The organism is Neisseria bergeri (assembly GCA_003044455.1).
In the GTDB taxonomy this organism is placed as follows: Bacteria; Pseudomonadota; Gammaproteobacteria; order Burkholderiales; family Neisseriaceae; genus Neisseria; species Neisseria bergeri.
This window is the reverse complement of sequence record POWY01000005.1, coordinates 75134-99351: the sequence shown is the minus strand read 5'-3', so window position 1 is coordinate 99351 and position 24218 is coordinate 75134. Positions and strand designations below refer to the sequence as shown.

At 53.0% G+C, this 24218-nt stretch carries 23 protein-coding genes and 1 tRNA gene; 11 read left to right on the top strand and 13 right to left on the bottom strand.

Annotated features, from left to right (window positions below; translation table 11 throughout):
- Nucleotides 1-3 precede the first annotated feature (3 nt).
- The 6 genes from DBY86_RS06940 to DBY86_RS06915 form a co-directional block, all read right to left on the bottom strand.
- Nucleotides 4-2019: a phage terminase large subunit family protein gene (locus tag DBY86_RS06940; RefSeq protein WP_234403409.1), complete on the bottom strand. Its 2016-nt coding sequence runs from the start codon at nt 2017-2019 to the stop codon at nt 4-6.
- The gene (locus tag DBY86_RS06935; protein ID WP_107819418.1) at nt 1946-2467 is read right to left on the bottom strand and encodes a terminase small subunit; all 522 of its coding nucleotides are present in this window, start codon (nt 2465-2467) and stop codon (nt 1946-1948) included. The genes DBY86_RS06940 and DBY86_RS06935 overlap by 74 nt, the downstream gene beginning before the upstream one ends.
- A gap of 333 nt (nt 2468-2800) precedes the next feature.
- Nucleotides 2801-3574, bottom strand: coding sequence for a hypothetical protein (locus tag DBY86_RS06930; protein ID WP_159068564.1), 774 nt, complete (start codon nt 3572-3574; stop codon nt 2801-2803).
- A gap of 118 nt (nt 3575-3692) precedes the next feature.
- Nucleotides 3693-4088: a hypothetical protein gene (locus tag DBY86_RS06925; RefSeq protein ID WP_159068563.1), complete on the bottom strand. Its 396-nt coding sequence runs from the start codon at nt 4086-4088 to the stop codon at nt 3693-3695.
- A gap of 407 nt (nt 4089-4495) precedes the next feature.
- Nucleotides 4496-7369: a DUF5906 domain-containing protein gene (locus DBY86_RS06920; protein ID WP_159068562.1), complete on the bottom strand. Its 2874-nt coding sequence runs from the start codon at nt 7367-7369 to the stop codon at nt 4496-4498.
- 149 nt (nt 7370-7518) lie between these two features.
- Entirely contained in the window at nt 7519-7740 is a 222-nt protein-coding gene (locus tag DBY86_RS06915; protein WP_107819414.1) for a YdaS family helix-turn-helix protein, read from the bottom strand.
- Between the two features lie 117 nt (nt 7741-7857).
- Between DBY86_RS06915 and DBY86_RS06910 the strand changes: the two genes are divergently transcribed.
- From DBY86_RS06910 to DBY86_RS06875, 8 genes are all read left to right on the top strand, one after another.
- Nucleotides 7858-8556: a S24 family peptidase gene (locus tag DBY86_RS06910; RefSeq protein WP_107819413.1), complete on the top strand. Its 699-nt coding sequence runs from the start codon at nt 7858-7860 to the stop codon at nt 8554-8556.
- Nucleotides 8557-8734: 178 nt separating this feature from the next.
- Nucleotides 8735-8932, top strand: a complete 198-nt coding sequence (locus tag DBY86_RS06905) for a hypothetical protein (RefSeq protein WP_107819412.1) — start codon at nt 8735-8737, stop codon at nt 8930-8932.
- Between the two features lie 12 nt (nt 8933-8944).
- Entirely contained in the window at nt 8945-9205 is a 261-nt protein-coding gene (locus DBY86_RS06900) for a hypothetical protein (protein WP_107819411.1), read from the top strand.
- A gap of 174 nt (nt 9206-9379) precedes the next feature.
- Entirely contained in the window at nt 9380-9601 is a 222-nt protein-coding gene (locus DBY86_RS06895; RefSeq protein ID WP_107819410.1) for a hypothetical protein, read from the top strand.
- Nucleotides 9582-10514, top strand: a complete 933-nt coding sequence (locus tag DBY86_RS06890; RefSeq protein WP_234403408.1) for an SAM-dependent methyltransferase — start codon at nt 9582-9584, stop codon at nt 10512-10514. The genes DBY86_RS06895 and DBY86_RS06890 overlap by 20 nt, the downstream gene beginning before the upstream one ends.
- Nucleotides 10445-11011, top strand: coding sequence for a DUF551 domain-containing protein (locus DBY86_RS06885; RefSeq protein WP_234403407.1), 567 nt, complete (start codon nt 10445-10447; stop codon nt 11009-11011). The genes DBY86_RS06890 and DBY86_RS06885 overlap by 70 nt, the downstream gene beginning before the upstream one ends.
- Nucleotides 11011-11208 carry a hypothetical protein gene (locus tag DBY86_RS06880; protein ID WP_107819408.1) on the top strand — a complete coding sequence of 66 codons (198 nt, stop codon included), beginning with the start codon at nt 11011-11013 and terminating at the stop codon, nt 11206-11208. The genes DBY86_RS06885 and DBY86_RS06880 overlap by 1 nt, the downstream gene beginning before the upstream one ends.
- A 27-nt stretch (nt 11209-11235) precedes the next feature.
- Nucleotides 11236-11523, top strand: coding sequence for a hypothetical protein (locus DBY86_RS06875; protein WP_159068560.1), 288 nt, complete (start codon nt 11236-11238; stop codon nt 11521-11523).
- A 25-nt stretch (nt 11524-11548) separates the two neighbouring features.
- On the opposite strand, the gene DBY86_RS06870 is transcribed toward DBY86_RS06875, so the two are convergent.
- Nucleotides 11549-12559, bottom strand: a complete 1011-nt coding sequence (locus DBY86_RS06870) for a site-specific integrase (RefSeq protein WP_107819406.1) — start codon at nt 12557-12559, stop codon at nt 11549-11551.
- 215 nt (nt 12560-12774) lie between these two features.
- Nucleotides 12775-12850 (bottom strand) — tRNA-Glu (locus tag DBY86_RS06865).
- A 222-nt stretch (nt 12851-13072) separates the two neighbouring features.
- Here DBY86_RS06865 and DBY86_RS13355 point away from each other — a divergent pair.
- Together DBY86_RS13355 and DBY86_RS13965 are read left to right on the top strand one after the other, a co-directional pair.
- Nucleotides 13073-16048: an autotransporter outer membrane beta-barrel domain-containing protein gene (locus DBY86_RS13355; RefSeq protein WP_199901061.1), complete on the top strand. Its 2976-nt coding sequence runs from the start codon at nt 13073-13075 to the stop codon at nt 16046-16048.
- Between the two features lie 84 nt (nt 16049-16132).
- On the top strand, nt 16133-16258 hold the full coding sequence (locus DBY86_RS13965) for a hypothetical protein (RefSeq protein ID WP_301001441.1): 126 nt from the start codon (nt 16133-16135) through the stop codon (nt 16256-16258).
- A 186-nt stretch (nt 16259-16444) separates the two neighbouring features.
- On the opposite strand, the gene DBY86_RS06845 is transcribed toward DBY86_RS13965, so the two are convergent.
- The 5 genes from DBY86_RS06845 to DBY86_RS06830 form a co-directional block, all read right to left on the bottom strand.
- On the bottom strand, nt 16445-17896 hold the full coding sequence (locus DBY86_RS06845; protein ID WP_107819405.1) for a DASS family sodium-coupled anion symporter: 1452 nt from the start codon (nt 17894-17896) through the stop codon (nt 16445-16447).
- A 38-nt stretch (nt 17897-17934) separates the two neighbouring features.
- The gene (locus DBY86_RS13030) at nt 17935-18108 is read right to left on the bottom strand and encodes a hypothetical protein (protein WP_159068559.1); all 174 of its coding nucleotides are present in this window, start codon (nt 18106-18108) and stop codon (nt 17935-17937) included.
- Nucleotides 18109-18289: 181 nt separating this feature from the next.
- Nucleotides 18290-19543: an NADH-ubiquinone oxidoreductase-F iron-sulfur binding region domain-containing protein gene (locus DBY86_RS06840; RefSeq protein ID WP_107819404.1), complete on the bottom strand. Its 1254-nt coding sequence runs from the start codon at nt 19541-19543 to the stop codon at nt 18290-18292.
- A gap of 2 nt (nt 19544-19545) precedes the next feature.
- Nucleotides 19546-21168: an FAD-binding protein gene (locus tag DBY86_RS06835; RefSeq protein ID WP_107819403.1), complete on the bottom strand. Its 1623-nt coding sequence runs from the start codon at nt 21166-21168 to the stop codon at nt 19546-19548.
- Complete coding sequence (locus DBY86_RS06830; RefSeq protein WP_107819402.1) at nt 21168-21806, bottom strand: 2Fe-2S iron-sulfur cluster-binding protein; 639 nt, start codon at nt 21804-21806, stop codon at nt 21168-21170. Before DBY86_RS06830 ends, DBY86_RS06835 begins: the two co-directional genes overlap by 1 nt.
- Before the next feature lie 802 nt (nt 21807-22608).
- Here DBY86_RS06830 and DBY86_RS06825 point away from each other — a divergent pair.
- Nucleotides 22609-24132 carry a fumarate hydratase gene (locus DBY86_RS06825; protein WP_107819401.1) on the top strand — a complete coding sequence of 508 codons (1524 nt, stop codon included), beginning with the start codon at nt 22609-22611 and terminating at the stop codon, nt 24130-24132.
- Nucleotides 24133-24218: the final 86 nt, after the last annotated feature.

The window sequence follows — 24218 nt, the reverse complement described above, 5'->3', positions numbered from 1 at the left end:
TACTCACCATTTTTTCGCAAAATTACCGCCACGGCGGCGGGTCATGGCCGGAGCGGCAGATATGGTTTCAGGCTCTTTTTCCGTCTCGGCGGGGGTTTCGGCAAACAGCGCCGGTTGCAACACCGCTTTTTCGTACATCGCCCACTGCACCTCGGACATGCTGTGTGTTTTCAGGCTGCGGGCGGCGTGCAGGGCGTAAACCTCGCAGTCCAGCGCCTCGTTGCGCACCCCCACCTTTTTTTGCCACACTTTTTTGTGCCGGTTTAGGCGGCTGGGCACTTTAACCTCGCTCAACAGCTGGTCGTAGTAATCGGCCCGCACCTCTTTGTAGTTGTGCAGGCGGCCGGGGCCGCTGCCGGTAAGGCTGACGCGGCCGTGTTCGCCGATGATGAGGTCTTTGGCTTTACTCACCCCCACGCTGTACACCTGCACCCCGCGCCGGTCGGCTTTAGTGTTGCGGTGTTTCAGGTCGATGTCGCGCGGGCGGGTGAAAATCTCCTTATCCTCGTTGCTGCTGCCTTTGATGGCCATCAGGTTCACGCCGTTGTGGCGGCGGTAGTGGCGCACAAAGTTGTACACCGCATCCGAGGTCTGCCCGTCCGAGCTGTCGATGCCCACCGCCAAAATACGCATCGCGGCGCCGTTGGCATGGCGGTAGGTGTGTTTGTAGATTTTTTCCGCCAGCGCCAGCCATACGTCTGATTTGATGTCGGGCGTGTTGCCGTAGATTTCGCCCCACGATACCAGCCAGCTCTCCTCTCCCCGCCCCCAGGCGCGTATGATGTAAGCCAGGCGGTCGTGCTGCACGTCCACCCCCATTGTCAAAATCAGCCCACCCAGCGGCACGGTGTTTTCGGCGTAATCCAGCGCGCGCGCCGCCAGCTCGTCGCCCTGCGGCCCATCGCCCAACACCTCAAACGGCAGACCCTTGCTGGAATTGACAAAGGTAATCATCGGCGCAATATCGCCGGCTTCCTCTTCGTGTTTGGCGGTGAGCCATTTTTTCATCAGCTCGGCAAACACTGAGCCGGGGAAGGGGCTGTACAGTTCATTTAGGTAAAAGCCCGCTGTGCCGTGGAACGGGGCGGTGGCCTGCCACCAGCCGCGCTTCACGTTGCGGTTTTTCTGCACGTCGTTCCACATGCAGCCGCAATGCGGGCAAACGTAGTAGGCGGTTTCCGGCAAGAATTTGCCGAATACGGGATGGTTGCCGTTCGGGTCTTGGTCGCATTGCAGGTAGTCAAAATTGAGCACATGGGCTTCGCCGCATTCGTGGCACGGAATCATGCCCACGCGCTTGTCGCTCAATTCCATCTCGGCTTCGATGGTGCTCACCCCCGCCACCGTGGGCGTGCCGCCGATGACGATTTTCGGTTTGGCAAAGGTTTTGGTGCGCTCTTTGGCCAGTTTGATGCTGTCGCCTTGGCCGCGCAGGTTGAGGTTACAGTCGTCCGGCTCTTCCACGCACACCAAGGGCACGGGGCTGGATTTCACACTGGCCGGAGAGTTCGACCCCACCAGCTTCAGAAAGCCGCCGGCGAACTTTTTAAACAGCTGGCGCTGCCCTTGCGCCCGCACGCGGATGTCGATTTTTTCGCGCAATACCGGGGTGGCTTCCACCATCGGCATGAATTTCTCATCCATGTATTCCTTGGCGGCGCCTTCTTTCGGGAATAAAACCAAAATCGGGCAGGGCGCGGTGGCGATGGTGCGCCCCAGCAAGTTGCCGAGCACGCCGCTTGTCCAGGCTACCTGTGCCGATTTCATGCAGCACACCACCGACACATTCGGGTCGTCCAGCGCATCCAATGGGCCGTTGTCCCATTCGAGGTAGGGAGTAACACCTAAAACGTATTTACCTGGGCGGGCTGCCTCCACGCTGGAGAGATAACGGTATTTGTTCGCCCAGTCGCGGATGCGCATTTTTACAGGCGGAGCCCATTTGCTACACACCTCGCGTAGCACCCGGCGCACCGTGGCCGCCATATTCTGCTGCATCATCGCCGCCGAGTTCTGCATCTTCTGCTCCGTAATTCGCCAGTTTTTCCAGTGCCCGCTCCACATGGGCGGTGATGAGTTTGCTGTCTATCGGCTGCCCGACAATCGCGCTCAATTCAGAGGCCAGTGTTTCAGGCAGGGTTAAAAATTCGGTGCGCGCGGCGGTGATGTGATCCGCCCATGCACGTTCAAACAATGCCGCCGGGGCCAGTTCGCCGGTGCGCTCTTTAATCTCAAGTTCGATGGCGTCGGCTTTCAGCCTATCCAACCTGTCGCGCGGTTTCTCGCGGTTGAGCCGCTGCAATTCGCGCTGTATCAGCCAACCAATAACAGCCTTGGTATCGTATTCGTTGGCTTGCCCGCGCAAATCAGCAAACGATGCCACCGGCAATCCTTCCTTTTGCCATTCGGTCAGCGAGCGTTCTGTTATGCCCAAGATTTCCGACAGCTCACGCTTGTTTACCAACATAAGCCGCCCCTCAATGTGTTTCAGGCAGCCTGCGGATGATTAACCGACTATGCTCAATATCTGATTTCGTCTTAACCCGGTATTTCCACAGGCTGCCTGAAACACACTCCATAAAAAAGCCCGCATAAGTACACGGGCAAACTCAACACACCACCCTTTTCAGGTAGCCTCACCAATAAAAAAACCGCTGGCAAACAAGCCAAACGGCAGAATCAAATAACCCATTGCCACTACAGGCAAAAGGGAGGAAGGAAGCTATAGCACCCTCCCGCTTCACAAAAATCGTGGTTCGAATTACCCGCGTTTTGGTCACCCGCCGGAGTACCTTTTGTTTCACCGCGCCGATTTTATAGCAGCATCGATGGCCTTGCGCATCTGCTCAGGGAACTCACGATCAATCGTATGTTCTGCAGTCTCGAAGTAAGGGAAGCGCTTACTGTATCCAGCCCGCTGAACAAACAGAGCAATAGGCCGCCAATGTTTGCCGTCTGCCAAGATTTGGTAGATGCCGGGGCGGCGGCCTTGGCGCTTACCGATAGCCACGAAGGTATAGCCGCGTTTCTTTTTTGTGCCCCGTGCCAAACGGCGGCGGGCGGCATCGGTCATATTTGCGCGGTAGCCACTTTCGGGGAAGGCACGAAAATAGGACAGGATTTTTACAATCTGCCCACGGCTCCAGTTGCCGTAATTATCCATCTGCGCAAATTTACCCGGGATGCAGTAATAGCCTTTCGGCATTGCGCCCACCCCTTGCAACGCCCGCTCGAAGCGTTTGTGGCTGCGGCTGCCGCCATCGATTTGCGGCAGTAGGTATTTTTCCGCCGGGGTGCCTTTGAACGTATCGTATTTAAGCCAAACGTAAGCAGATGGGTTGGCTTTCGTGCCGGGTTTTACATATAGGCTGTTTAGTGTGTAGGGCGTAGGGCGGTCGAATACTGCCCGCATCTTGTCGATTTCCGCCTGCTTTACCAGTTTTGCCGTGCGGTTTACTGCCAGCGAATACGCAAACGGCAGCTGCTTACGCTCCAGCGCATTGAGATGTGCCGTGGCAGTATCGGCTTTCACCCTGGCGGAAACAACAAACACAGCATTCTCCCAATAAGCCAAAACCGCCCAGATTTAACTCTGGGCGGCGATGAGTAATACATTTTTCACCAAACCACATGGGATATATACAACTTAACCCATTCTTTCATATTATGCTACGCGCAGTTTACATAAACTGTCAAGCAGCTTTTAACATCTTTTTTAACCGCGCATCGGTAAACACCGAATTAACAGCCGAATCACGCAGCTTATACATCGTTCGGCGCGACACTCCCAAATCCGCCGCCATCTGATCCACGGTGCCGAGTTGTTGGTAGTATCGGCGCACCACCAACCTAGGAATTATCGGCAGTTGGTTTACGGCACGGTCGATTAGTACAAACACCGAATCCACATCCGCACCATAGGAGAGCACCACCGAATGGAAGCCTCCGCCACCGGGCGTGCCGCCTGCCATCAAAATGTTTAAAGAACTCGGCTTGTAGCCGTTCGGCCCTACCTGCACAGCCCGACGTCTCCAATCCGCCCATTCGCGCATCAGCGCATCTTTTGCATCTTCGGAAAAATCAAACACAGCATGATACCCATGCCCCTTTTGTTACCTCTTACGCGGCAGCCCTCTGCCGCTTTTTTTTATTGTGCCGCTATTTTACTAAAAACCTCGATAAAACAACAGATAAAGCGGCAAAAAATCCTGTTTTTTACAAGTTTTGCACAAAGTGCATATTTATGCAGTTTTGAAAATCGCTGAAAGCCTTATCTGGTGGGCATTTGTGCACTTTGTGCAGTATATGCAGTATATTTTTACACGCATAGAGAAAAAAATAAAAAGGCGGGTAGAGTAGCAGGAAATACACCTATATATAACGCGCGTACGCGCACGCGAAAAATGCTGCACACACTGCACAAAGTGCACAAAGCCCCGCCCAGCGTGGATTTGCGGGGTGGGGCAAAAGTGCATTTTGTGCAGTTGTGCAGCGTTTAGTAGTTTTTCGGATTTCGCAGGTCTTGCACCGCCTGCTGGAATCTAAGCACCTGCGGGCCGATAAAGTCCATTTCAGGCGTGCCCTGAGGCGGGCGGATGCCGGGCGGGAGGAAGATATTATCCTGCATCTTTTTCTCCGGGCGCGGGCTATTGGGCAAACGCCACCACCGCCGCGCCCTTGGCATCTTACTGGCAATGTGCTGCAGGAATTTCGATTTGGAAATCTGCCGCTCGTTGTTTTTAGTACACCACCACAAATACAAATCCCACACATCGCCGGTAATCGCTGCGCAGTAGGGGATATTCTCGATTTCACCGCGCTCCCACTCCATATAAAACGTCTGCCACCCATACCGTCCATAATTGATAACATTGGCCTTAGCCTCCGTCATCGGCGGTTTGGTGTGCGGGTCGAAGCGCGAGGAGCCTATTTCGATTTCCACCACCACGTCCGGCAGCGTGGGGTCATCGGCAGGCTGCCTAGTGTAATTGATAGTGAGCGGCAAAGACAACAGCAACATAAAAAACTGCAGTACCCCGTCCGCGCCCAGCTCCACCTCCAATTCCGCACGCAGTCTTTCAGGCAGCCTGTTTTTCGGCCAAATCACAAAGTAGCGGCGGTCGTTTTCTTCGATTTTAAACGGCTGCGCCTCGTTGGATAAAAATACGCAGTTGATGTGGTTGGCCTCTTCGTAGCTGTCCACAAACTTACGCTCGATGCGCATCGTTTTGCCGGTGATCATGTGTTTCATCGCTCCGGTTTGGTCGTATTTTTGCTTGGTATTAAAAACCTCCTCGAAGACAATAAACAGCTTGCCCGAGCGGTTGCCCGTGTAGTTGCTCTCCAAATCCGACTGCCCCAGCGTGGCCGCATAATCGCCGTACATCGGCTTGATAATCTCCTCAAACAGCAAGGATTTGCCTGCGCCGTGCACATCGCCGTGCATCACCAGCGAAGTAGTCAGCTTCGCCCCCGGGTGCTGCAGCGGATAAGCCAGCCAGTTATACACAAACTCCATTATCTGCAAATCATGGTTGCACAAATGCGCAATCAGCTTTTGGATGGCGCGGCAGCCCGGGTATAAATCCAACACATTCAGCCACCAAGCCGGCATCTCCTCACGCGGCACGGGGAATTTTACCTTGTCCGCCAGCGGCAGCCCGCGATAGATATTGATGTATTCGTCCGACATTTCCCGCCCCGGCTCGAACACCACGCGGTCAAAGCGTTTCACAATGCGTGCCGGGCTGTCTTGCCAAATCTTAAACTGGCTGCCCATCGCCAGCTTGGCAGAGCCCTGGTCAATCATGCGCCACAGTTGGTTATCCCAAATGCTGGAGCTGCCGTCCAAATACACATAGCGCTCCATCATATCTTTCAGGTCGTCGTCTTGGGCTACCTGAAATGCCGCCCGGTCGCGCTTGAGCTTGTTGACCTCATATTGGGTCATCACCGGCGCGCGCCCCCAATTAAACCAGTTGTCCACCGATTTTTTGCAAAAATGGTCGACCAAGGCTTTGCGGCTGTATTCCACGCCCGTTTTTCTGCTCACGGCGCGGCTCTTACCCTCGATGAGGGCAAATTCCCGTTTCAAGCGGTCAAGATTTTCCTGATAGCGGCTTTCGCCTTCCGGCGTTTCCGGCATATTTTCCCCGCCGCCCCCCGTGTTTTCGCGTACCTCCACTTCCGGAGGCTCGTTCCCCGTGGCGGGTGCGGGAGGCGGGGCATCCTGTTTCAGGCAGCCTGAAGCCTGCGCCGCCGCCAATACCTCGGCGTATTCGGCGGTGTAATCCGCCAAATGCTGCCAGCTCAATGCCGCCAACGCATCAATAATCTGCCCGCGATCGGCCAGCGCATCGGCAATATCGTATCCCGCCGGCCACACACCCGGCTCAGGCGTGCGCACAAACACCACTTGGCAGCCTTGCGCCGTCAGCCGCTCGGCAATGCCTAGCATCGCCGCCATGCCCGGCTGCGCGTATTTGTCCAGATACGGCTTGCTCTCCGCATACACCCCCGCCTTGCGCTCGGCTGCCGTCAGTTTTTCCCGCTGGCTGTCGCAGTCCGGCCACAGAATCACGCGCCGGTTTTGCACCGATGACCAATCCGTCTTATCCCAGTTGCCCGCGCCGCCGTGCCAAGTAATCACCGCATAGCCCGGCTGCGCCGCATCCGCCGCGTTTTTGCACTTTTCGCCTTCCACCACCAGCACCGGGCGCGTAGGATCGGCCGCCAGCGCGTCCAAACCGTACAGCGGGCGCAAACCCTGCCAGCCGCGCCAGCGCCACATTTTTTCGTGCGTATCCAAGTTTTCGCAAAACGTGTAGGGTAGGTCGATTTTGCTGCCGTCCGACTTGATAAACCGCGCCACCGCGCCGAGCACCTGCCCGTCGGCATCGCGGAACACCGAAGTAAACACCGGCTCCGCCCGTTCGCCTTGGCGGAACGAGTGGCGGAAATTCATCGTTTTTAAGGCATAGGGCGGCACCGGCACAATCGGCTGCCAGCGCGCGTTTTTGCCCGGTTTGGCCGCATTGCCGCCGTCCAGCGCCACCTTTTGCACCGGTGAAAAACCGCCCAGGCTCAAACGCTCGGCAATCGAGCGCACCGCCTGCGCCGCATTGCAGCTGTTCAGGTAGGCATACAGGTCGATTAAATCGCCGCCTTTGTCTCCCGTGGCAAAATCCGCCCAAACCCCCGTGCGGGTATTGACGCGGAAACTGCCCAGCTTTTTATCCGCGCGCGTGGGATTGAGCGCCACGAACTCATGCCCGTCAAACTGGCCGGACGGCAGCCATTCCGCCAGCAGATTGTCCACCGAGTTTAAGGCAGCATTTGAAATAGTGGAAAAATCAATAGATTGGCTCATAACACAGCTTTCAGGTAGCCTGAAAAAGGCGTAAAAAAAGCCTACCCCTGCGTAAACAGCGGCAGGCAGTATAAAAAACGGCGGAAAAGAAGAATAAAAAGCCGCCGGAAACCCCGGCACAAGGGAGGGAGTGCCGAAGAAAGAGGAAACTAGGCAGCCAGCTCCGGCCAAATCTGTGCGTAATCGTGCGGGCGCAGTTCTTTCCGAGTAACCGCCCCATCTGTTTTTTGCTCAATAGCCACACACCAATGCGCGGGCACAGGGCGCGTACCTTTAGCCCAACGGGTCAAATCCGGCTGATGGCAGCCAAGCAAACGGGAAAATGCGTTTACCGTCATTTTTCGTGCTTCCAAAAATTCTGTAAGTGTCATCGCTATTCCTTTATCAATAGCAATATACTAGCAATTTGCTATTTGCAAGTCAATAGCAAATTGCATATTTTATTTATATAGCGTTTTGCTATGATTTAGGGAAAAGGAGTGTGCAACATGAAATCGATTGAAGAAATCCGCAGAGAACGCTTGAATATGCTGGTGCAGGAATACGGCTCTCAAGCGGAGCTGGCGCGGAAAATTGATAAGAGCCCAACCCAAATATGGCAATGGATTAACGGTACGCCCAGCGTAACCGGTACGCCGCGCTCTTTGCGGAACACTACTGCCCGCGAAATTGAAAAACGAGTAAACAAGCCGACAGGTTGGCTTGATCGCCCGTTAGGCGAAATAGAAGAGGAAGAGGAAGAGCCTGTAGTAAGGGATAGCATCACATTCCGCCACAAAGAAATTCTGGTATCTTGTGGCGAAGGCGTGGTAAATGCAGATTTCCCCGAAGTTATCAGAACACTAGAAATTCCAACCAATCAAGTAATAAAGCTGTTCGGGCGGCATGATGTAGAACATTTAGATATTGTTGGCATCAGCGGCGATTCAATGGAGCCCACCCTGCCACAAAAAGGGCTGGCATTTGTCGATACGCGCATTAATTATTTTGACGGCGACGGCATTTACGCCTTTTATTATCGGGATGGCTGTTATATGAAACGGCTGCAAAAGCTGCCCGGTAAAATGATTGCCAAATCTGACAACCCACTATATGACCCATTTGAAATCAATCCCGAGTATGAAGGGGAATTTATCATTATCTCTAAATTTGTAGCAGTTTTACCATTAGAAATCATAAGCCTGTAATCAAAATATAAAAAATCCCGCAATTTACCACGGATTGCGGGATTTTTTTTATCAAAATAATTGTCTTACATATCAATAAAATAGCAGAAATATACAAAAATAGTGCATTTTGCTATTTACTTAATATATAGCAATTTGCTAATATTGATGCCATCAAAACGAAACACCAGGGATCAATATGAAAACCTACCCGGTCATGCTGCCGTACCACGGCGGCGAAGACGTCGAAATCGCCACCATCACCGAAACAGCAGACGGACGGTGCACCATCCTCCGAAACCACATTCAAACCGACAACAAAGCCGACGCGCTGGAAATCATCCGCCAAAGCTGGCCGCAAGCCTACTTGGGCGAATCGGTGCGCGCACTCGACTAAAGGGGCGGGGAAATGGCAAAGATTTTTAACCGGCTCCTGTTTCCAACATCCCTACTCATCATCGCCGTATACGGCGGATGCGAGGCACAACCCGCGAACACCGCGCCGCCGGCATGGAATGCCGAACAAACACAACAGGAGTGGAAGATCGCATGGATGCGGCGTATGAACGCCGTAGAGGCTGAAGCTGCAGAAAGGGACGCGAAAGCCGCCAAAGAATTTGAAACCGCAGACCTAGCTAACTGGCAGCCGCCTTACGAACCGGTGGAATAAAGATATGGAAACACAAATCAGATGCACACGGTGCGGCAAGGAAAAGCCCGCAAGCGACTACGCCAGCAAAAACGGCACGCTATAGCCCTTATTCCGGGATGCAATAGATGCCGCCATGCGCATACAGGCAACTGAAGCCGTCTGAAAAGAAAACCGAAAGACTAGAGGGCAACCATGACGACATACATCAGAACCTGCGTCTATCACGATTCCAGTACCAAAGGATTCAGACACAGCATCAAACACAAACGGCACGACTGCTGGCGCGGCGAAATCAGCATTTGGCAGCGCGGCGAAGACGGCAGACTGCACCGCATCCGCCGCATCCGCAAACGTTTTGCCACACCCGAACAAGCTAGAGAATGGACGAAAACCTATGACGTTTCAAGAACATAACAACCGAAAAAAAGCCGACAGCTACGCCGAATACATCACCGGCGACAGCTTGAGGAAGCTGGTTGCCGCCAAAGTCCGCCGATACTGCGGCGAACACCCGGGCGTATTTGACGGCGCGGCGGGAAGCGGGCAACTGGAGCAGTATATTTTGCCGTCCGAGTTTCACGCCGTAGAGATACAGCCCGAAGCCTGCGAAGCATTGTTGCAAAACTACCCGTCGGCAATCGTGTACAACACAAGCCTTTTCCTTTACACCAACGGCGAACCGCAAGACTGCACCGTGATGAATCCGCCGTTTTCCATTAAACTCAAAGATTTGGGCGAAGACGAACAAAGCCGCATCGCACAGGAATTTCCGTGGAAAAAATCAGGCGTGGTAGATGACATCTTCGTCTTAAAAGGATTGGAAAACGTCCGCCGCTTCGGATTTTTCATCCTGTTTCCCGGCATCGCTTACCGCAAAAGCGAACAGCGATTCCGCGAAATCATCGGCAACCGGCTGGCAGAACTCAACCGCATACAGAACGCGTTTGAAGACACACCAATCGAAGTGCTCCTATTGGTTATCGACAAAGACAAAACCGGCGGCGGCTGCATCCGCGAACTGTACGACTGCAAAACAGACACCCTGCTTGCCGCCGACACTTGGCAAATCGAACCGGACTTATGGCAAACCGTGCAAAAGCCCGCGCCGCCAAAGGAAAAAGAAGACCCCGTCCTTTTGGAACACCAATGCCGCGACGCAGTGGCAAATCGGATTGCCGGGGAATTGAAGTTCAGCAAAATGGTGAACGAGATAGAAGGCTGGCCGCACGCCGAATTTGACGGGTTTTGCGACCAATTGTGCAACCTGATACAGACGGAAAAATACGGGCAAAAACACTACTTCCCGTGCAGCCTGCCGCTTTTTTGACAGGCGGCCGTCTGAACAACCGACCGAACAGGAGAGCTTATGCACCGGAGACGGTCAAACACCTACCAAGCCGCCAAAAGGCGGAAAAGAAGACAGGACAAAATCAAAAGAAACAGGAGGACAAAGCGATGACATCTGAAAGAATCGAACAAGAACGCGCAAAGTTTGAAAAGAATATCCCCGAATCAGGAATCACAAATTATAAACAAAGATTGAAAAGCGGAGAGTACGCCTACGACCACATCAAATTTGCCTGGAAAATGTGGCAAGCCCGCGCCGCACAATCCGAATGGATAAGCGTGGAAGAGAGGCTGCCGGAAGAAAAACGTCACTATTTGACCTACTGTGTCGGTGGCGCAGTGAGAATCTGCCAATTTGATGGAGAAAAATTCATATATTTGGAATGTTATGAAGAAGGATGGGAATTTGTAGAGGTAATTTACATCCCCGATTACTGGCAACCGCTCCCGGAGCCACCTGAAACGAGAGGCAAATAATGGCAACAGTAAACATCCTCATCAGCGACCAACCGAACGGCCTGTTTATCAAACTGACATCGGACGAACCAATGCCGAAAGATGGCGAAGACGGCGGCAGCATCGCCCAAAACGCAGGCCTTATCTGCCTAGCCATCCTTAAGCGCGAAATACGGCAGATAACAGGCAAAGAACCAGTTTTGATTGATATCCAATAACCCGCGCGGCAGAATCAGAGGTAAAAAATGAACGAGATTAAAACCATCCTATCAATGGTGCAGGAGCTGCATAATAATCAGCAGCGCGGCAGGCTGGCCGGGCTCACCGAAGATTCGGCCATCCTGATCGATACCGCCGACATCGCCGAAATGATGAATTACTCTTACAGCTACACTTATAATAAAATCGTCTGCCGCCCTGATTTTCCCGCGCCAGTCGACCCCGAAAAACGCCCGCGCAGCAGCGGCAAAAAAAACCGCCGCTGGATAGCCGGCGACGTCGTGAAATACATCAAATCATGCAGACAGCAATAAACAAGCGGCCAATCGGCCGCTTTCCTTATTCCAGCTTATCCGCCAAATCTTCCACCGTGGGCGCGTAGTAGGTATTGAGCAAAATCCGCAAATCACGATGTCCCGAAATCTTAGCAAGCTCCATCGGCGAATATATCTTGGCAAGCCGCGTCAGCGCTTCACGCCGCGCATCGTGAAAATGCAGGTTTTCCAGCAAGCTGCGCCGCTTGAGCTTGCGAAACAGCGCATCCAGCGAGCCGCTGGTGATATTAAACACAAAAGCATTTTCGCGCACCGTTTCCATCTGCCGCAAAATCGCCACCGCCTTGCTGCTTAGCGGCACATTGCGCGGATGGCCGTTTTTAGTAAGCGGGATATGCACATAGCGGCGATCATAAAACACACAATCCCACGTCAGCATCACAATTTCCCCTGCACGCATCGCCGTTTCCATCGCGAAATAAAACGCTGCCGCCGCCCGTTGAGTGCGGGCGTTTGGCACACAATCAGGTGTATACCCACCCGCAAACGCCACCGCCGCTGCATCCTCATCCGTTACCCGCTGCGTACGGGCCAGCCCGTCTGCGGGTTTATCCAGCCGCTGCATAAAGTTTTCAGGTAGCCAACGCCATTGCTTGGACGCCACCGTCAAAACATTAGACAGCAGCACCCATTCCCGCCGCAACGTGGATGTGCTTACCTCTTTTTTACGCTCGTCTGCCCACGCCTGAAACTGCAGCTCCGACAAATGCGGCAGTCGCACCTCAGCCAACGGCGTGCGCAACACGCGATTGATGATATTAGTTTCATTGCGCCAGCCGTGCTTATGTACCGATACCTCGTTTTTATACCGCTCCAACACCTCCGAAAACGGCACATTCGGCGCACCGCCAAAGCGCAGCGTGCGCCACTCATTTTCTATTTTAGCCGCCCAAGCCTCCGCTTCCGCCTTGCGCGGGAACGAAGCCGATCGGTTTAGTGCCGGCAGCCCATCCCGAGCTACCCGGCGAACCTGCGCCAGCCACATGCCGTTAGATTTTTTGCGGATAGATGCCATTGTTTTTATCTCCGAGCCGTTGCAACGCCGTTGCAAATTGCGTTGCAAATCCGTTGCAATTATAGGCATAAACAGAGAAAAACAGAAACAAAAAGCATAAAGAAGAGGCAAAACAAGAGCAGGCCATGAATCGCTCAGACTTAAAATATACGATTGAATTATAAAGATAAAATAATATTAGCCTGCACCTTTTCAGGTTGCAGGCTAATAGAAATTGGCACGCCCACGGGGATTCGAACCCCGGTTGCCGCCGTGAAAGGGCAGTGTCCTAGGCCTCTAGACGATGGGCGCGTGAAGGTGCGTTATTTTACAAGGCTTCGGAAACTTGTCAAGCCTATTGCGTAAAATCAACGGCAAAAAATGTAAACTTCCGCTAATTTTTATATATAAAATATATAAATATCAACAAATTAATTGTATTTTTTTTTTTTTTTTTTTTTTTTTTTTTTTTTTGCGTGTCAATGATTTAAGCATATAATAATAAAAATTATATACTCGCAAAATGGAAAACTAATGAAACAAAAAAAGACAGTTCAATGCATCTTACTTGGCTTCGCGGCCGCTTCTATGCACGCTCAAGGGGCGGACGTAAATAAAGGAACAATCGTTAAAGAAGACAAATACACCCTCGTCCTCGCACAAGGAGGGCAAGAGAACAACTACACCTACGATGGCGAAACCGAAGTCAAACCCTTAAATTCCCTCATCATTGCCGCCAACGGCGGTACGAATAACATTACGATAAAAGGCAAATTGGCAGACGGCTCTGCCGATGCCTCGCCGACGATTGACAATAACTCGATTGAAAGAAATATAAATAAAAACGGTTACATGTACACATTACCCGAAACGTACATACCGGGACGGCATAGGGGCGGTGCCGTGATGTTGGCGGATCAAAGCTATGAGGGTAAAAACAACATCACTTTTGAAAACGTAACCATAGCCGCCCATAACGCGCCTTACGGCATTTTGTCTTATGACAGAATCAATACGCAAAAATCCGAAAGCTTGGCGCCGGCAACGCTTACCTTTAAAGGGCGCAATACCATCAATGCAGACGCGGACCCGAATGCCAATCCCAGGGTCGAAGGTATTACATTGCTTAATAATGGTGAAAAAGTGGGAGAATATCGTTTTGTTTCTGAAGAAGGCTCGACGCTGAATATCAACATCAAATCAGGAAAAAATATAGGACAAGGCATTACCGCCAACCACTATAGTAACTCAGGCATCAACCTCAACAACGCTTCTCCAAGCATCACCACGATGGAGTTCAAGGGCGATGTGAATATTAAAATCGATAGGAACGGACAGGACGAGGCGGAAAACAACGGTTTCGGCTTCTATTCAAGCAATAGCATAGGCAATAAGAAGCAGATTCCGGAAGGCTCCAAAATGGAAGCGATTTTCCGTGGGAATGTCGATATCGTTGCAACGCCGGTTTATGACGGGCAAGGCAGGCCCAAAAGTATAGGCAGCGCGTTTGCGATTGACGGGAAATACAGCAAAGTCGAGGTTGTCGGCGGGGAAGACAAGGTTGTCAAAATCAAAGGCGATATTTTCGCCTACAACGGCGGCAGCGTGAGCGTGAACCTTGCCAACAAAGACTCTTATTTTGAAGGGGAAGCACATATCGGGAAAAGGAGCTTTGCCAAAGGGAAAGATATGTTTGCCTTAACCGTGGATGCGGACGGATATGACTTAACCCCCGATACAAAGTCGATTGAAAAGAAAAAGAAAGAGCTGGATACTAAGCAGAAAAGATTGCCTCAAAAAAAAGCAGCTTTGGATAAATTCAATCAAGAATTGGATAAATTCAATCAGGAATTGGATAAACTAAATAAAGAATTGGCTGAGCTAGATGAAAATGACAACCAAAATAATAAAAAGAGAAAAGAACTAGAAGTAAAAGTAAAACAGCAAGAAAACAAAATTCGGAGCAAAAAAAGGCAAATAGAACATATAAAAGAAAACGACATAGAAAGGGTTGCGGTACTCGAAGAAGAAATCAAAAGATCTGAAGAGTTCTTCGATGAAAACGGTTGGATTAAAGACAGCGCGATCGACGACAAGACAAACAACACCGTCAACCTCAAAATAAGCAACGGCGCGCGCTGGACGGTTACCAATGATTCGATGCTGAAAGAGTTGGATTTGTCGGAAGACGCGCAGGTCGAATTTAGCGACAACAATAAATTCGTCAAAGTGTCTGTGAGCAATCTCAAGGGCGATGGCGGCGTGTTCAAAATGTATGGCGACATCGTCAAAGGCGAATCGGACAAGCTGATTACCCGGAAAGGCAGCGAAGGCGTACACGTCATCGAATATGAAGACAATGCCAAGGCAAAAACGACGGGCAGGGAGTTTTTAAAGCTGGTCGAAAACAAAGGCGATGCCGAAAACACAAAAGCGTCATACGAATTAAATGTCCGCTGTACGGAACAGGGAGGGTGGTGTTTTGCCTTGGGCGAGTCGGGTGATTCCAAAAAGGTCAATATTTCCGCAGACGGCAAGCGGGACTTCTACCTCTACCCGGCCACCCTGTCGACGGGCGCATCGAGCAGTGTCCTTTTCGGCGAGGCGTTATATCAGTTGAACGCGGTTTCCGATGAAACGCTGGTGCAGCGTATGGGCGAAATCCACGCCGACGGAACGCCGCAGGAAGACAACAACGTCTGGATCAAACGCGTCGGCGGAAAATTCGCCGGCAGCCGCAGCGATTACCGCGTGGGCGGCTACGGCAACCGCTATTGGGGCTTTGCCGGCGGCTTCAACCGGACGGGGTTCGGCGACAAATGGATTCATTACAAAGGGCTGATGCTCCGCCACCTCCAATCGTCCTACACCCCCGAAGACTATGCCGGCAGCGGCAAAATCTACGGCAGGACGGCAGGCGTTTATTCTACCTGGCTCAACCGGGAAAGCAGGGCTTATTATGATTTGGTCGCCAACATCGCCCGATATAAGGGCAGCTACGGGCTGACCAATTACGCAGGCAAACGGGTCGAATCGGACGAGGCGCGCCTGAATGCCTATATGCTTTCCGCCGAAACCGGCAGGCGGATGGAAAAACAGGACGGCGGCAAAACCTATTGGTGGCAGCCGGAAGCGCAGTTGTCCTACTGGTTTACGCGCGGCTACGGCTTTTCGCTGTCAAACGGGCTGTCTGCCGAGACGGACAATTTCCGCAGCCTGATGGGGCGGTTCGGCTTTCGGGCGGGCGTGGACGGTTTGGACGGCGGCAGGCTGAACATCTACGGCAAGCTGATGTACAAACGCGAGTTTATCGGCACGATCCGCCACAGGTTCAACGGCTCTGCCGTGGAGGAATTCAAACACCGGGGCGGCTGGTTGGAATACGGCTTGGGCGTGGTGCGCCGCAATGCCGAAAACGGACGGCAGCTTTATTTTGAGGCGCAAAGGTCTTCGATGCACACGATGCGTCAGAATTGGCAGGTCAATATGGGCGTGCGCAGTATGTTCTGATGCGCGGATGCGCTTGGAAACAATCCGGAACGGTCAGACGCGTTCCGGATTGTTTTTTTGTCGGGGGGGGGCGTGGCGGTTTGTTTGCCGTTTCCGCAAATAAACGGTACGGACGCGGAAATAATGGTAGGGCGTAATGGCAGGGCGGGCTTCAGCCCATCAAAACCTAAATGCCGTCTGAAGCCCGACAAAGCCCCCGATGCCGTCTGAAACTTCGTCATTCCCGCGAAAGCGGGAATCTAGAACCTCAAACTTTCAGATAATTTTTGAATATTGCCGTTGCCCGAAGGTCTGGATTCCCGCCTGCGCGGGAATGACGGCGGTGGGAAAATGCCGTCTGAAACGCGAAACGGTTTCAGACGGCATTTTTGCCTTAACATTCAAACAGCCGGCGGTTTACCAATAACCCAAAGCTTTCCACCACAAAATGCCGACTGTGGCGAAAATCAGGATTTCGATAACGCTCATAATGAAGCCCGCCTTCCACCATTCGCCCATATTGACGTAGTTTGAGCCGTAAATCACAGGCGCGGAACCGGTGGCGTAGTGGGTCAGCGACATCATTATGCCGGTGGCGGCCGCCATCATCAGGGCAAACAGCATCGGGGGCGCGCCCAATGCCAGACCCGCACCGTAAAACGCACCGAACATCGCGGTAACGTGTGCCGTGCCGCTGGCGAAAACGTAGTGGGCGTAGAGGTAGGCAAGCATCAGCAGGGCGCAGCCGGCTTCCCAACCCAAGCCCAAATGGGTGATGCCGCTTTGCATGGATTCGGACAACCAGCCGATAAGCCCCAGTTTGTTGAGGAAGTTCGCCATCATCACCAAGGCGGCAAACCAAACGATGGTGTCCCACGCGCTTTTTTCCTTCAGTGCGTCGTCCCAAGTCAGTACGCCGCTCAAAAGGCAGAGGCTCAAGCCGAGGAAGGTAGTGGCGGTGGCATCGACTTTCACGCCGGTCAGCATTTCGGGAATGCCCGCCCACAACAGCAGCAGGATCACGAAAATGCCGAGCATCATTTTTTCGTCGCGCTTCATCGCGCCCATTTCTTTCAGTTTTTCTTTGGCAAGGGCGGTCGCGTCAGGCGTTTGTTTGATTTCGGGCGGATACAGGAAATACAGCACCAGAGGCATCAGCAGCATCGCAATCAGACCGGGTACGATCATCGCCAGGAACCAAGTGCCCCAAGAGAGTTGGATTTGCGAATTGGTGGCTTTGGCAACCAGTTCGACGACCAGCGGGTTGGGCGCGGTGGCGGTGATAAAAATCAGGCAGGTAATCACGTTGGCGTGGAAGTTGACCAGTGAAAGGTATTTGCCGATTTTGCCTTCCGTCCCTTTTTCAGGATCGGAGTCGAAACTCAAGGCGATGGATTTCATAATCGGATGCACAATCGCCCCGCCGCGCGCGGTGTTGCTCGGCGTTACCGGGCCGATGACCAAGTCCGCCAATGCCAGGCTGTAACCCACGCCCAGCGTGCGTTTGCCGAAAAGGGAAATCAAAAGGTAGCCGATACGCATCCCCAAGCCGGTTTTCAACAGGCCGCGCGAGATGATGATGGCGATACCGATCATCCAGATTAACGAGTTGTTGAGGCTGCTCAAAGCGTCTTTGGTCGCGTCGGCGGCTTTTTCGTTGGTCACGCCGGTCAGCGCGACCAGGGTAATGCCCAAAACCGCCATTGCGCCGATGGGCATCGCTTTGCCGATGATGCCGGCGATGATACCGACGAACAGTGCCAGAAGATGCCACGCATCGGGCGATACGCCTTGAGGAACGGGGATAACGAACCAGATAAGCAGCGTCAGCGCGAGCGCAACCGCCGCAGGAATTGGCTTGAAGCCCATATTAGTCTCCTAGTTTGAAGTATCGGGAAAATCGGGTTTCAGACGGCGTGTGCCTGATTTTGGTGGGGGGATGCCGTCTGAACGTGTTTTGCACCGTCCTCTTTTTCAGACGGCATTTCTTGAGTTTTGCGTTTTGCACTTTGTGTTTTTTCGCTTTGCCCTCTCCCTAACCCTCTCCCACGGGGAGAGGGGATAATGGCGTTGAAAGCCAACCGTTATGCAATCCGTCCCCCCTCCCCGTAGGAGAGGGTTAGGGAGAGGGCAAAACCTCAAGATACGCCGTATCGTTTTCCTTCCGGCAAGTGATTTACGTTGTAACACCCGACAAATGCTTAAACCCTAATCAATTTGTCGGCTGACAACCCTGCCTGCCGTCTGAAACGCCTTAGCGGCTTAATCCTGCCCCGCCGGCAGCCCGTACTCTTCGGGGAAAGTACGCAGCGAGCTTTGCAGCACGGTTACCGCGCCGTCAATCAAACCGCAACGGCCGCTTCGGGGCAGCAGTTGGCACAGGCTTTGCAAGGCGCGCAGGTCGTCGGAAGTACCGATGCCGGTATCCACGCGGTTGAGCAGGCGCGAGAGTTGGAAGGTGCCGCCTTTGCACGGTGGGCATTGTCCGCATGAGTTGGCAGCAAAAAACTCCACATATTCAGATACTTTACGCACCACGCTTGTTCCTTCGGAAATCACAATCATCGCACCCGTACCGAGGCTGGATTTGCGTTCGCGTACGGAAACGAAGTCCAATGGCACATCCAAATCTTTCGCGGTCAGCAGCGTATTGGACGGGCCGCCGGTAAAGACGGCTTTAAACGTGCGTCCTTCGAGCATACCGCCGCCGTGATCGAAAATCAGCGATTGCAGGGTCGTGCCCATCGGCAGTTCGTACAGGCCCGGATTCAATACGTCGCCGGAAAGCGAGTAGAGTTTTGTACCGGCCGCATCGCCCAAACCCAGCGATTTGTACCATTCCGCGCCTTTGGCAAGGATTTGCGGGATGTTGGCGAAGGTTTCGGTATTGTTGATCAGGGTCGGCTCGCCGTTGACACCGCTTTCGGCAGGGAACGGAGGCTTGCGTCGGGGGAAGGGGAAACCGCCTTCCAGCCAAGAAATCACGGCGGTTTCTTCGCCGCCGATATAGCGGCCTGAAGTTTCGACCAGTTGCAAGTCCAAAGGTTTGCCCAAGTAGTTTTCGATACGGATGAACAAATCGCTGTTTTTCCATTGCTCGATGGCGGGTGTGATGGAGGCGATGGAGTCGGTTTGATGAGGGTTGACGTACAAAACCGCTTTGTTGGCGCGGCAGGCGACGGCGGCAATCAATACGCCTTCGATGACTTGGTGCGGCGTATTTGCCAACAGTACTCGGTCTTTAAATGTACCCGGTTCGTCTTCATTGGCATTGCAGACAACGTATTTGTCGCCATTTTTACTTTGGGCGGCAACGGCGGCCTCCCATTTGCGCCAAGTTGGGAAACCTGCACCGCCCATACCGCAAAGATTGGCATCTTGCAGTTTGGAAACGATGCTTTGAGGATCGGCAAGCGCGGCCAGCAGGCCTTCGCCGCCGCCGACTTTGCGCCACGCGGCTAAATCTGCGCCGACTTGGCGGGAAGGATGCAGTAAGTTTTGATTGGCTTGATTCATGATTATTGCTCCTGCAAACCGGCGTGTTCGCGCAAATCGAATTTGCCGTAGTCGGGATATAAAACGGGGGCTTTGATGTCGCTGGTCAGACCGGCGCGGGTCATTTCGCGTTGCAGATCGTGGACGTGTCCGACACCGCCGCGTACTTTTTTCAGCGGCAGACCGCAATTGGCGGCGGCTTTACCTGCGCGGCGGCCGAAGCTGATGATGTCCAAAAGCGCATTGCCCATCAGACGGTTGCGGCCGTGGATGCCGCCGGTTACTTCGCCGGCGCAATAGAGTCCTTCCACACAGGTTGCGCCGTTGCCGTTGATTTCGATACCGCCGTTTTGATAGTGCAGGGTCGGATGAATCATCATAGGTTCGACGGCGGGGTCGATGCCGCATTTGTGGGCAACGTGGCCGAGTGTTACCAAACGGTTCAACACATCAGGATCGTTGGCAATCAGGCGCGGGGTGTCGAGGAATACGCCGACTTGTCCATCGCGTACCACGCCACGGCCTTCGCGGCATTCGCGCAAAATGGCGGCGGCAACCACGTCGCGCGGTTGCAATTCGTCAACGAAACGCTCGCCCAAACCGTTGATTAGTTTGGTGCCTGCGGAACGGACGGCTTCGGAAATCAGCGCGCCTGCCAAGTGCGGCGGATGGGCAACGCCGGTCGGGTGGTATTGGAAGGAATCGACATCGCGCAGTTTCGCGCCGATGCGGTACGCCATTACCAGGCCGTCTGCGGTTGCGCCGTAGTGGTTAGAAGTGGCGAAACCCTGCAAATGCAGCCTTCCGCTGCCGCCGGTTGCCAATACCACGGCTTTGGCGTGAACCAACACCAAAGAGCGTTTTTCCAAATCGTACAAAATCGCGCCGACGCAGCGGCCGTGTTCGTCTGATAATAATTCGATGGCAGGGTGGCGGTTGAGCTGGGTGATGTTTTCATCGAGTTCGACCGCCTCGCGCAGTACACGCATCATTTCGAGGCCGGTAAAGTCGCGGTAACTCAAAATACGCGGCACGGTCGTACCGCCCGCGCGTTTGCGGCTCAACATACCGTTGCTGTCCGCGCCTTTGGCTAAGTCAAAAGTCATGCCCAAGCCAATCAGCCAGCGGATGGCGGATGGCGCATCGGTAACCATTTGTGCCACCAATTCTTTTTTGCCTGCGTTGTGGCCGCCTTTGACGGTGTCGTCAAAGTGCTGTTGCAGGCTGTCTTCCGCGCCGACTGCCGCCTGAATGCCGCCTTCCGCCATTACGGTATTGCTGTCGCCGATACGCAGCTTGTTCGCCATAATCACACGCGCGCCTGCTTCGGTTGCAGACAATGCCGCCGCCGCACCCGCGCCGCCACCGCCGATAACCAGTACGTCGGTGTTCAAATGTTCCGCGCCAGACAAATCATAATCGTCAATCAGGGGCCGGCTGATTAAGAGTTTCGCCAAATCAGGATGGCAGTAATCGCCGGCGTTCGGGCCGATGGGCAGCTTCACGCGCGCATTTGCCTGATAATCGGGATGGAATTGGCTCAGCAATTCGTTTTTTTCCGGCGGGTCGCCGCGCAGTTCCAATGAGGATGCACGCAGGTTGGCAAGGGCGGTTTCGTAGTCGATGCCTTGGATTTTGTTAGCCATCACAGTGCCTCCCCTTCAAATTCGACTTTCATTTTGCCGCTGTCGATTTCGCGCAGGCGGCGCATCAAATCCACTGGACGCAACGTACGCGCCGCTTTCATGCGGCGGGCGAACAGGCCCAAGTGGTTCGGACGGATGTGTTCTGGGCAGGAGAGGGTGCAGAGGTTGCACATCACGCATTGGTCGAAGGTCAGCGCAGCCGCGCCGAAATCGCCGGAAACTACCTGCGCTACGCCGTTTTCCACTTGCAAACCTTTAGGACAGGCGCGGTTGCAGCCGCCGCAATGACGACAGTTTTGCGCTTCGGGGAAGGCTTTGGCGGTATCGTCCAACCAGTTCCAGCCGTCGCCAATCTCGCTTACGTCGTAATATTGGATATGCTCCGGAATAAAGTAGTCCAAGAAGCTGACCTGCATGCCTTCCTCGACTTTGGTCTCGCATGCCAGTGCAGTGGTTACTTCGCGCTCGCCTTCTTTACGAATCATGCAGCGGCAGGAACCGCATACGCCTTGACCCATGCAGCCGACGTTGGCGGTAATCGCGCTGCCGGAACGGGCGTAGGCTTGGATAATGGACGAATCGGCGGAGGCCTTGACCTCGTGTCCGTCTATGGTCAGGGTTAACAAATTTTCACTCATGGCAGTGTCCTGTTGGAAGGATAGTAGATTCGGTATTGTGTATTTTTGTTACACAAGAGAAATAAGAACTTCTCTCGCGCACTATGAATATGTTTATAACTTAATGTTTCTTATGTGAAACATAGTTTATCAGAATTTACGCCTTCCCGTTACTAAACTACAAAATTGCCATAGAAACATATATTGTTGACAAAATTTATGTATGAAATTTTAAAATATATTTACTTTTCAATAAGATTATAAAGAATGCCGTCTGAAAAGCAGAAAAAACAAACAGAAAAATACAACCCATTCTCATTATTGCAAGACGGTAAAAAATACATATATTGCTGTAATATATGTATTTTTTGAAAATTCTGATATTTGGAAAATAAGTTGTAAAATTTCAAAAAGTCAAATGCGTTTGACTTCAGTCAAAATTTCCTCTTTCGTATATGACAACTCCCTGCCGTCGTTATATCCTTTAATCGATTGAAATCAGTTTGAAATTATTGAAAATAATTTTTATGCCGTTAAAACGGATATTCGGACAGGTTCGGACGGTATTTATAAAAAACCTAAAATTACCAAACATATTTGTAGTTTTATTTCCATCATAGGCAACAGGCAAAGATTACAAATATCAAAATCCGAGTAAAACAGTATTTTATTAAAACAAATGGATAATCAATAGATTAGAATTATGTATTGTCTTTGCCGCACAAACGCCGGCACTATTGCGCCCTAACAGAAAACAAAATCCAAAAGCGGCTTGAAACCGCAGCAGACACTTACCGCCACGACCTTGAAAAGGAACACAATCATGACCGTCATCAAACAGGAAGACTTTATCCAAAGCATTTGCGATGCCTTCCAATTCATCAGCTACTACCATCCGAAAGACTACATCGACGCGCTTTATAAGGCGTGGCAGAAGGAAGAAAATCCCGCCGCCAAAGATGCGATGACGCAGATTTTGGTCAACAGCCGTATGTGTGCGGAAAACAACCGCCCCATCTGCCAAGATACCGGTATCGCAACCGTGTTTTTGAAAGTCGGTATGGATGTGCAATGGGATGCGGACATGAGCGTGGAAGAGATGGTTAACGAAGGCGTGCGCCGCGCCTACACTTGGGAAGGCAACACCCTGCGCGCCTCCGTCCTCGCCGACCCGGCCGGCAAACGTCAAAACACCAAAGACAACACCCCCGCCGTCATCCACATGAACATCGTTCCGGGCGGCAAAGTCGAAGTAACCTGCGCGGCAAAAGGCGGCGGCTCTGAAAACAAATCCAAACTCGCTATGCTCAATCCTTCCGACAACATCGTCGATTGGGTATTGAAAACCATCCCGACCATGGGTGCGGGCTGGTGTCCCCCCGGCATCTTGGGCATCGGTATCGGCGGCACGCCCGAAAAAGCCGTGTTGATGGCAAAAGAATCCCTGATGAGCCACATCGACATTCAAGAGTTGCAGGAAAAAGCCGCGTCCGGCGCAGAATTGTCCACCACCGAAGCCCTGCGCCTCGAACTCTTTGAAAAAGTCAACGCGCTGGGCATCGGCGCGCAAGGCTTGGGCGGGCTGACCACCGTGTTGGACGTGAAAATCCTCGATTACCCGACCCACGCCGCCTCCAAACCGATTGCCATGATTCCCAACTGCGCCGCCACCCGCCACGTCGAGTTCGAATTGGACGGCTCAGGCCCTGTCGAACTCACGCCGCCGCGCGTCGAAGACTGGCCCAATCTGACTTACAGCCCCGACAACGGCAAACGCGTCGATGTCGATAAATTGACTAAAGAAGAAGTGGCGAGTTGGAAAACCGGCGACGTATTGCTGCTGAACGGCAAAATCCTCACCGGCCGCGATGCCGCACACAAACGCCTCGTCGATATGCTCGACAAAGGCGAAGAATTGCCCGTCGATTTCACCAACCGCCTGATTTACTACGTCGGCCCCGTCGATCCGGTCGGCGACGAAGTCGTCGGCCCCGCAGGTCCGACCACAGCCACCCGTATGGACAAATTCACCCGCCAAATGCTTGAACAAACCGGCCTTTTGGGTATGATCGGCAAATCCGAACGCGGCGCGGCGGCGTGCGAAGCCATCGCCGACAACAAAGCCGTGTACCTCATGGCGGTCGGCGGCGCGGCATACCTCGTGGCAAAAGCCATCAAATCTTCCAAAGTCTTGGCGTTCCCCGAATTGGGTATGGAAGCCGTTTACGAGTTTGAAGTCAAAGACATGCCCGTAACCGTCGCCGTGGACAGCAAAGGCGAATCCATCCACGCCACCGCCCCGCGCCAATGGCAGGCGAAAATCGGCATCATCCCCGTCGAATCTTGAGGCGCAATGCCGTCTGAACGCAAAATCCGCCTTCAGACGGCATTTCCGCCTCCGGTTGCGGTACAATCCACCATTTCATCACCCGG

What these genes read in the sequence shown, in the direction of transcription:
- DBY86_RS06940 (WP_234403409.1), bottom strand. Translation starts at nt 2,019, where the DNA reads ATGCAGAACTCGGCGGCGATGATGCAGCAGAATATGGCGGCCACGGTG.
- DBY86_RS06935 (WP_107819418.1), bottom strand. Translation starts at nt 2,467, where the DNA reads ATGTTGGTAAACAAGCGTGAGCTGTCGGAAATCTTGGGCATAACAGAA.
- DBY86_RS06920 (WP_159068562.1), bottom strand. Translation starts at nt 7,369, where the DNA reads ATGAGCCAATCTATTGATTTTTCCACTATTTCAAATGCTGCCTTAAAC.
- DBY86_RS06915 (WP_107819414.1), bottom strand. Translation starts at nt 7,740, where the DNA reads ATGACACTTACAGAATTTTTGGAAGCACGAAAAATGACGGTAAACGCA.
- DBY86_RS06910 (WP_107819413.1), top strand. Translation starts at nt 7,858, where the DNA reads ATGAAATCGATTGAAGAAATCCGCAGAGAACGCTTGAATATGCTGGTG.
- DBY86_RS06905 (WP_107819412.1), top strand. Translation starts at nt 8,735, where the DNA reads ATGAAAACCTACCCGGTCATGCTGCCGTACCACGGCGGCGAAGACGTC.
- DBY86_RS06900 (WP_107819411.1), top strand. Translation starts at nt 8,945, where the DNA reads ATGGCAAAGATTTTTAACCGGCTCCTGTTTCCAACATCCCTACTCATC.
- DBY86_RS06895 (WP_107819410.1), top strand. Translation starts at nt 9,380, where the DNA reads ATGACGACATACATCAGAACCTGCGTCTATCACGATTCCAGTACCAAA.
- DBY86_RS06890 (WP_234403408.1), top strand. Translation starts at nt 9,582, where the DNA reads ATGACGTTTCAAGAACATAACAACCGAAAAAAAGCCGACAGCTACGCC.
- DBY86_RS06880 (WP_107819408.1), top strand. Translation starts at nt 11,011, where the DNA reads ATGGCAACAGTAAACATCCTCATCAGCGACCAACCGAACGGCCTGTTT.
- DBY86_RS06875 (WP_159068560.1), top strand. Translation starts at nt 11,236, where the DNA reads ATGAACGAGATTAAAACCATCCTATCAATGGTGCAGGAGCTGCATAAT.
- DBY86_RS06870 (WP_107819406.1), bottom strand. Translation starts at nt 12,559, where the DNA reads ATGGCATCTATCCGCAAAAAATCTAACGGCATGTGGCTGGCGCAGGTT.
- DBY86_RS13355 (WP_199901061.1), top strand. Translation starts at nt 13,073, where the DNA reads ATGAAACAAAAAAAGACAGTTCAATGCATCTTACTTGGCTTCGCGGCC.
- DBY86_RS06845 (WP_107819405.1), bottom strand. Translation starts at nt 17,896, where the DNA reads ATGGGCTTCAAGCCAATTCCTGCGGCGGTTGCGCTCGCGCTGACGCTG.
- DBY86_RS06840 (WP_107819404.1), bottom strand. Translation starts at nt 19,543, where the DNA reads ATGAATCAAGCCAATCAAAACTTACTGCATCCTTCCCGCCAAGTCGGC.
- DBY86_RS06835 (WP_107819403.1), bottom strand. Translation starts at nt 21,168, where the DNA reads ATGGCTAACAAAATCCAAGGCATCGACTACGAAACCGCCCTTGCCAAC.
- DBY86_RS06830 (WP_107819402.1), bottom strand. Translation starts at nt 21,806, where the DNA reads ATGAGTGAAAATTTGTTAACCCTGACCATAGACGGACACGAGGTCAAG.
- DBY86_RS06825 (WP_107819401.1), top strand. Translation starts at nt 22,609, where the DNA reads ATGACCGTCATCAAACAGGAAGACTTTATCCAAAGCATTTGCGATGCC.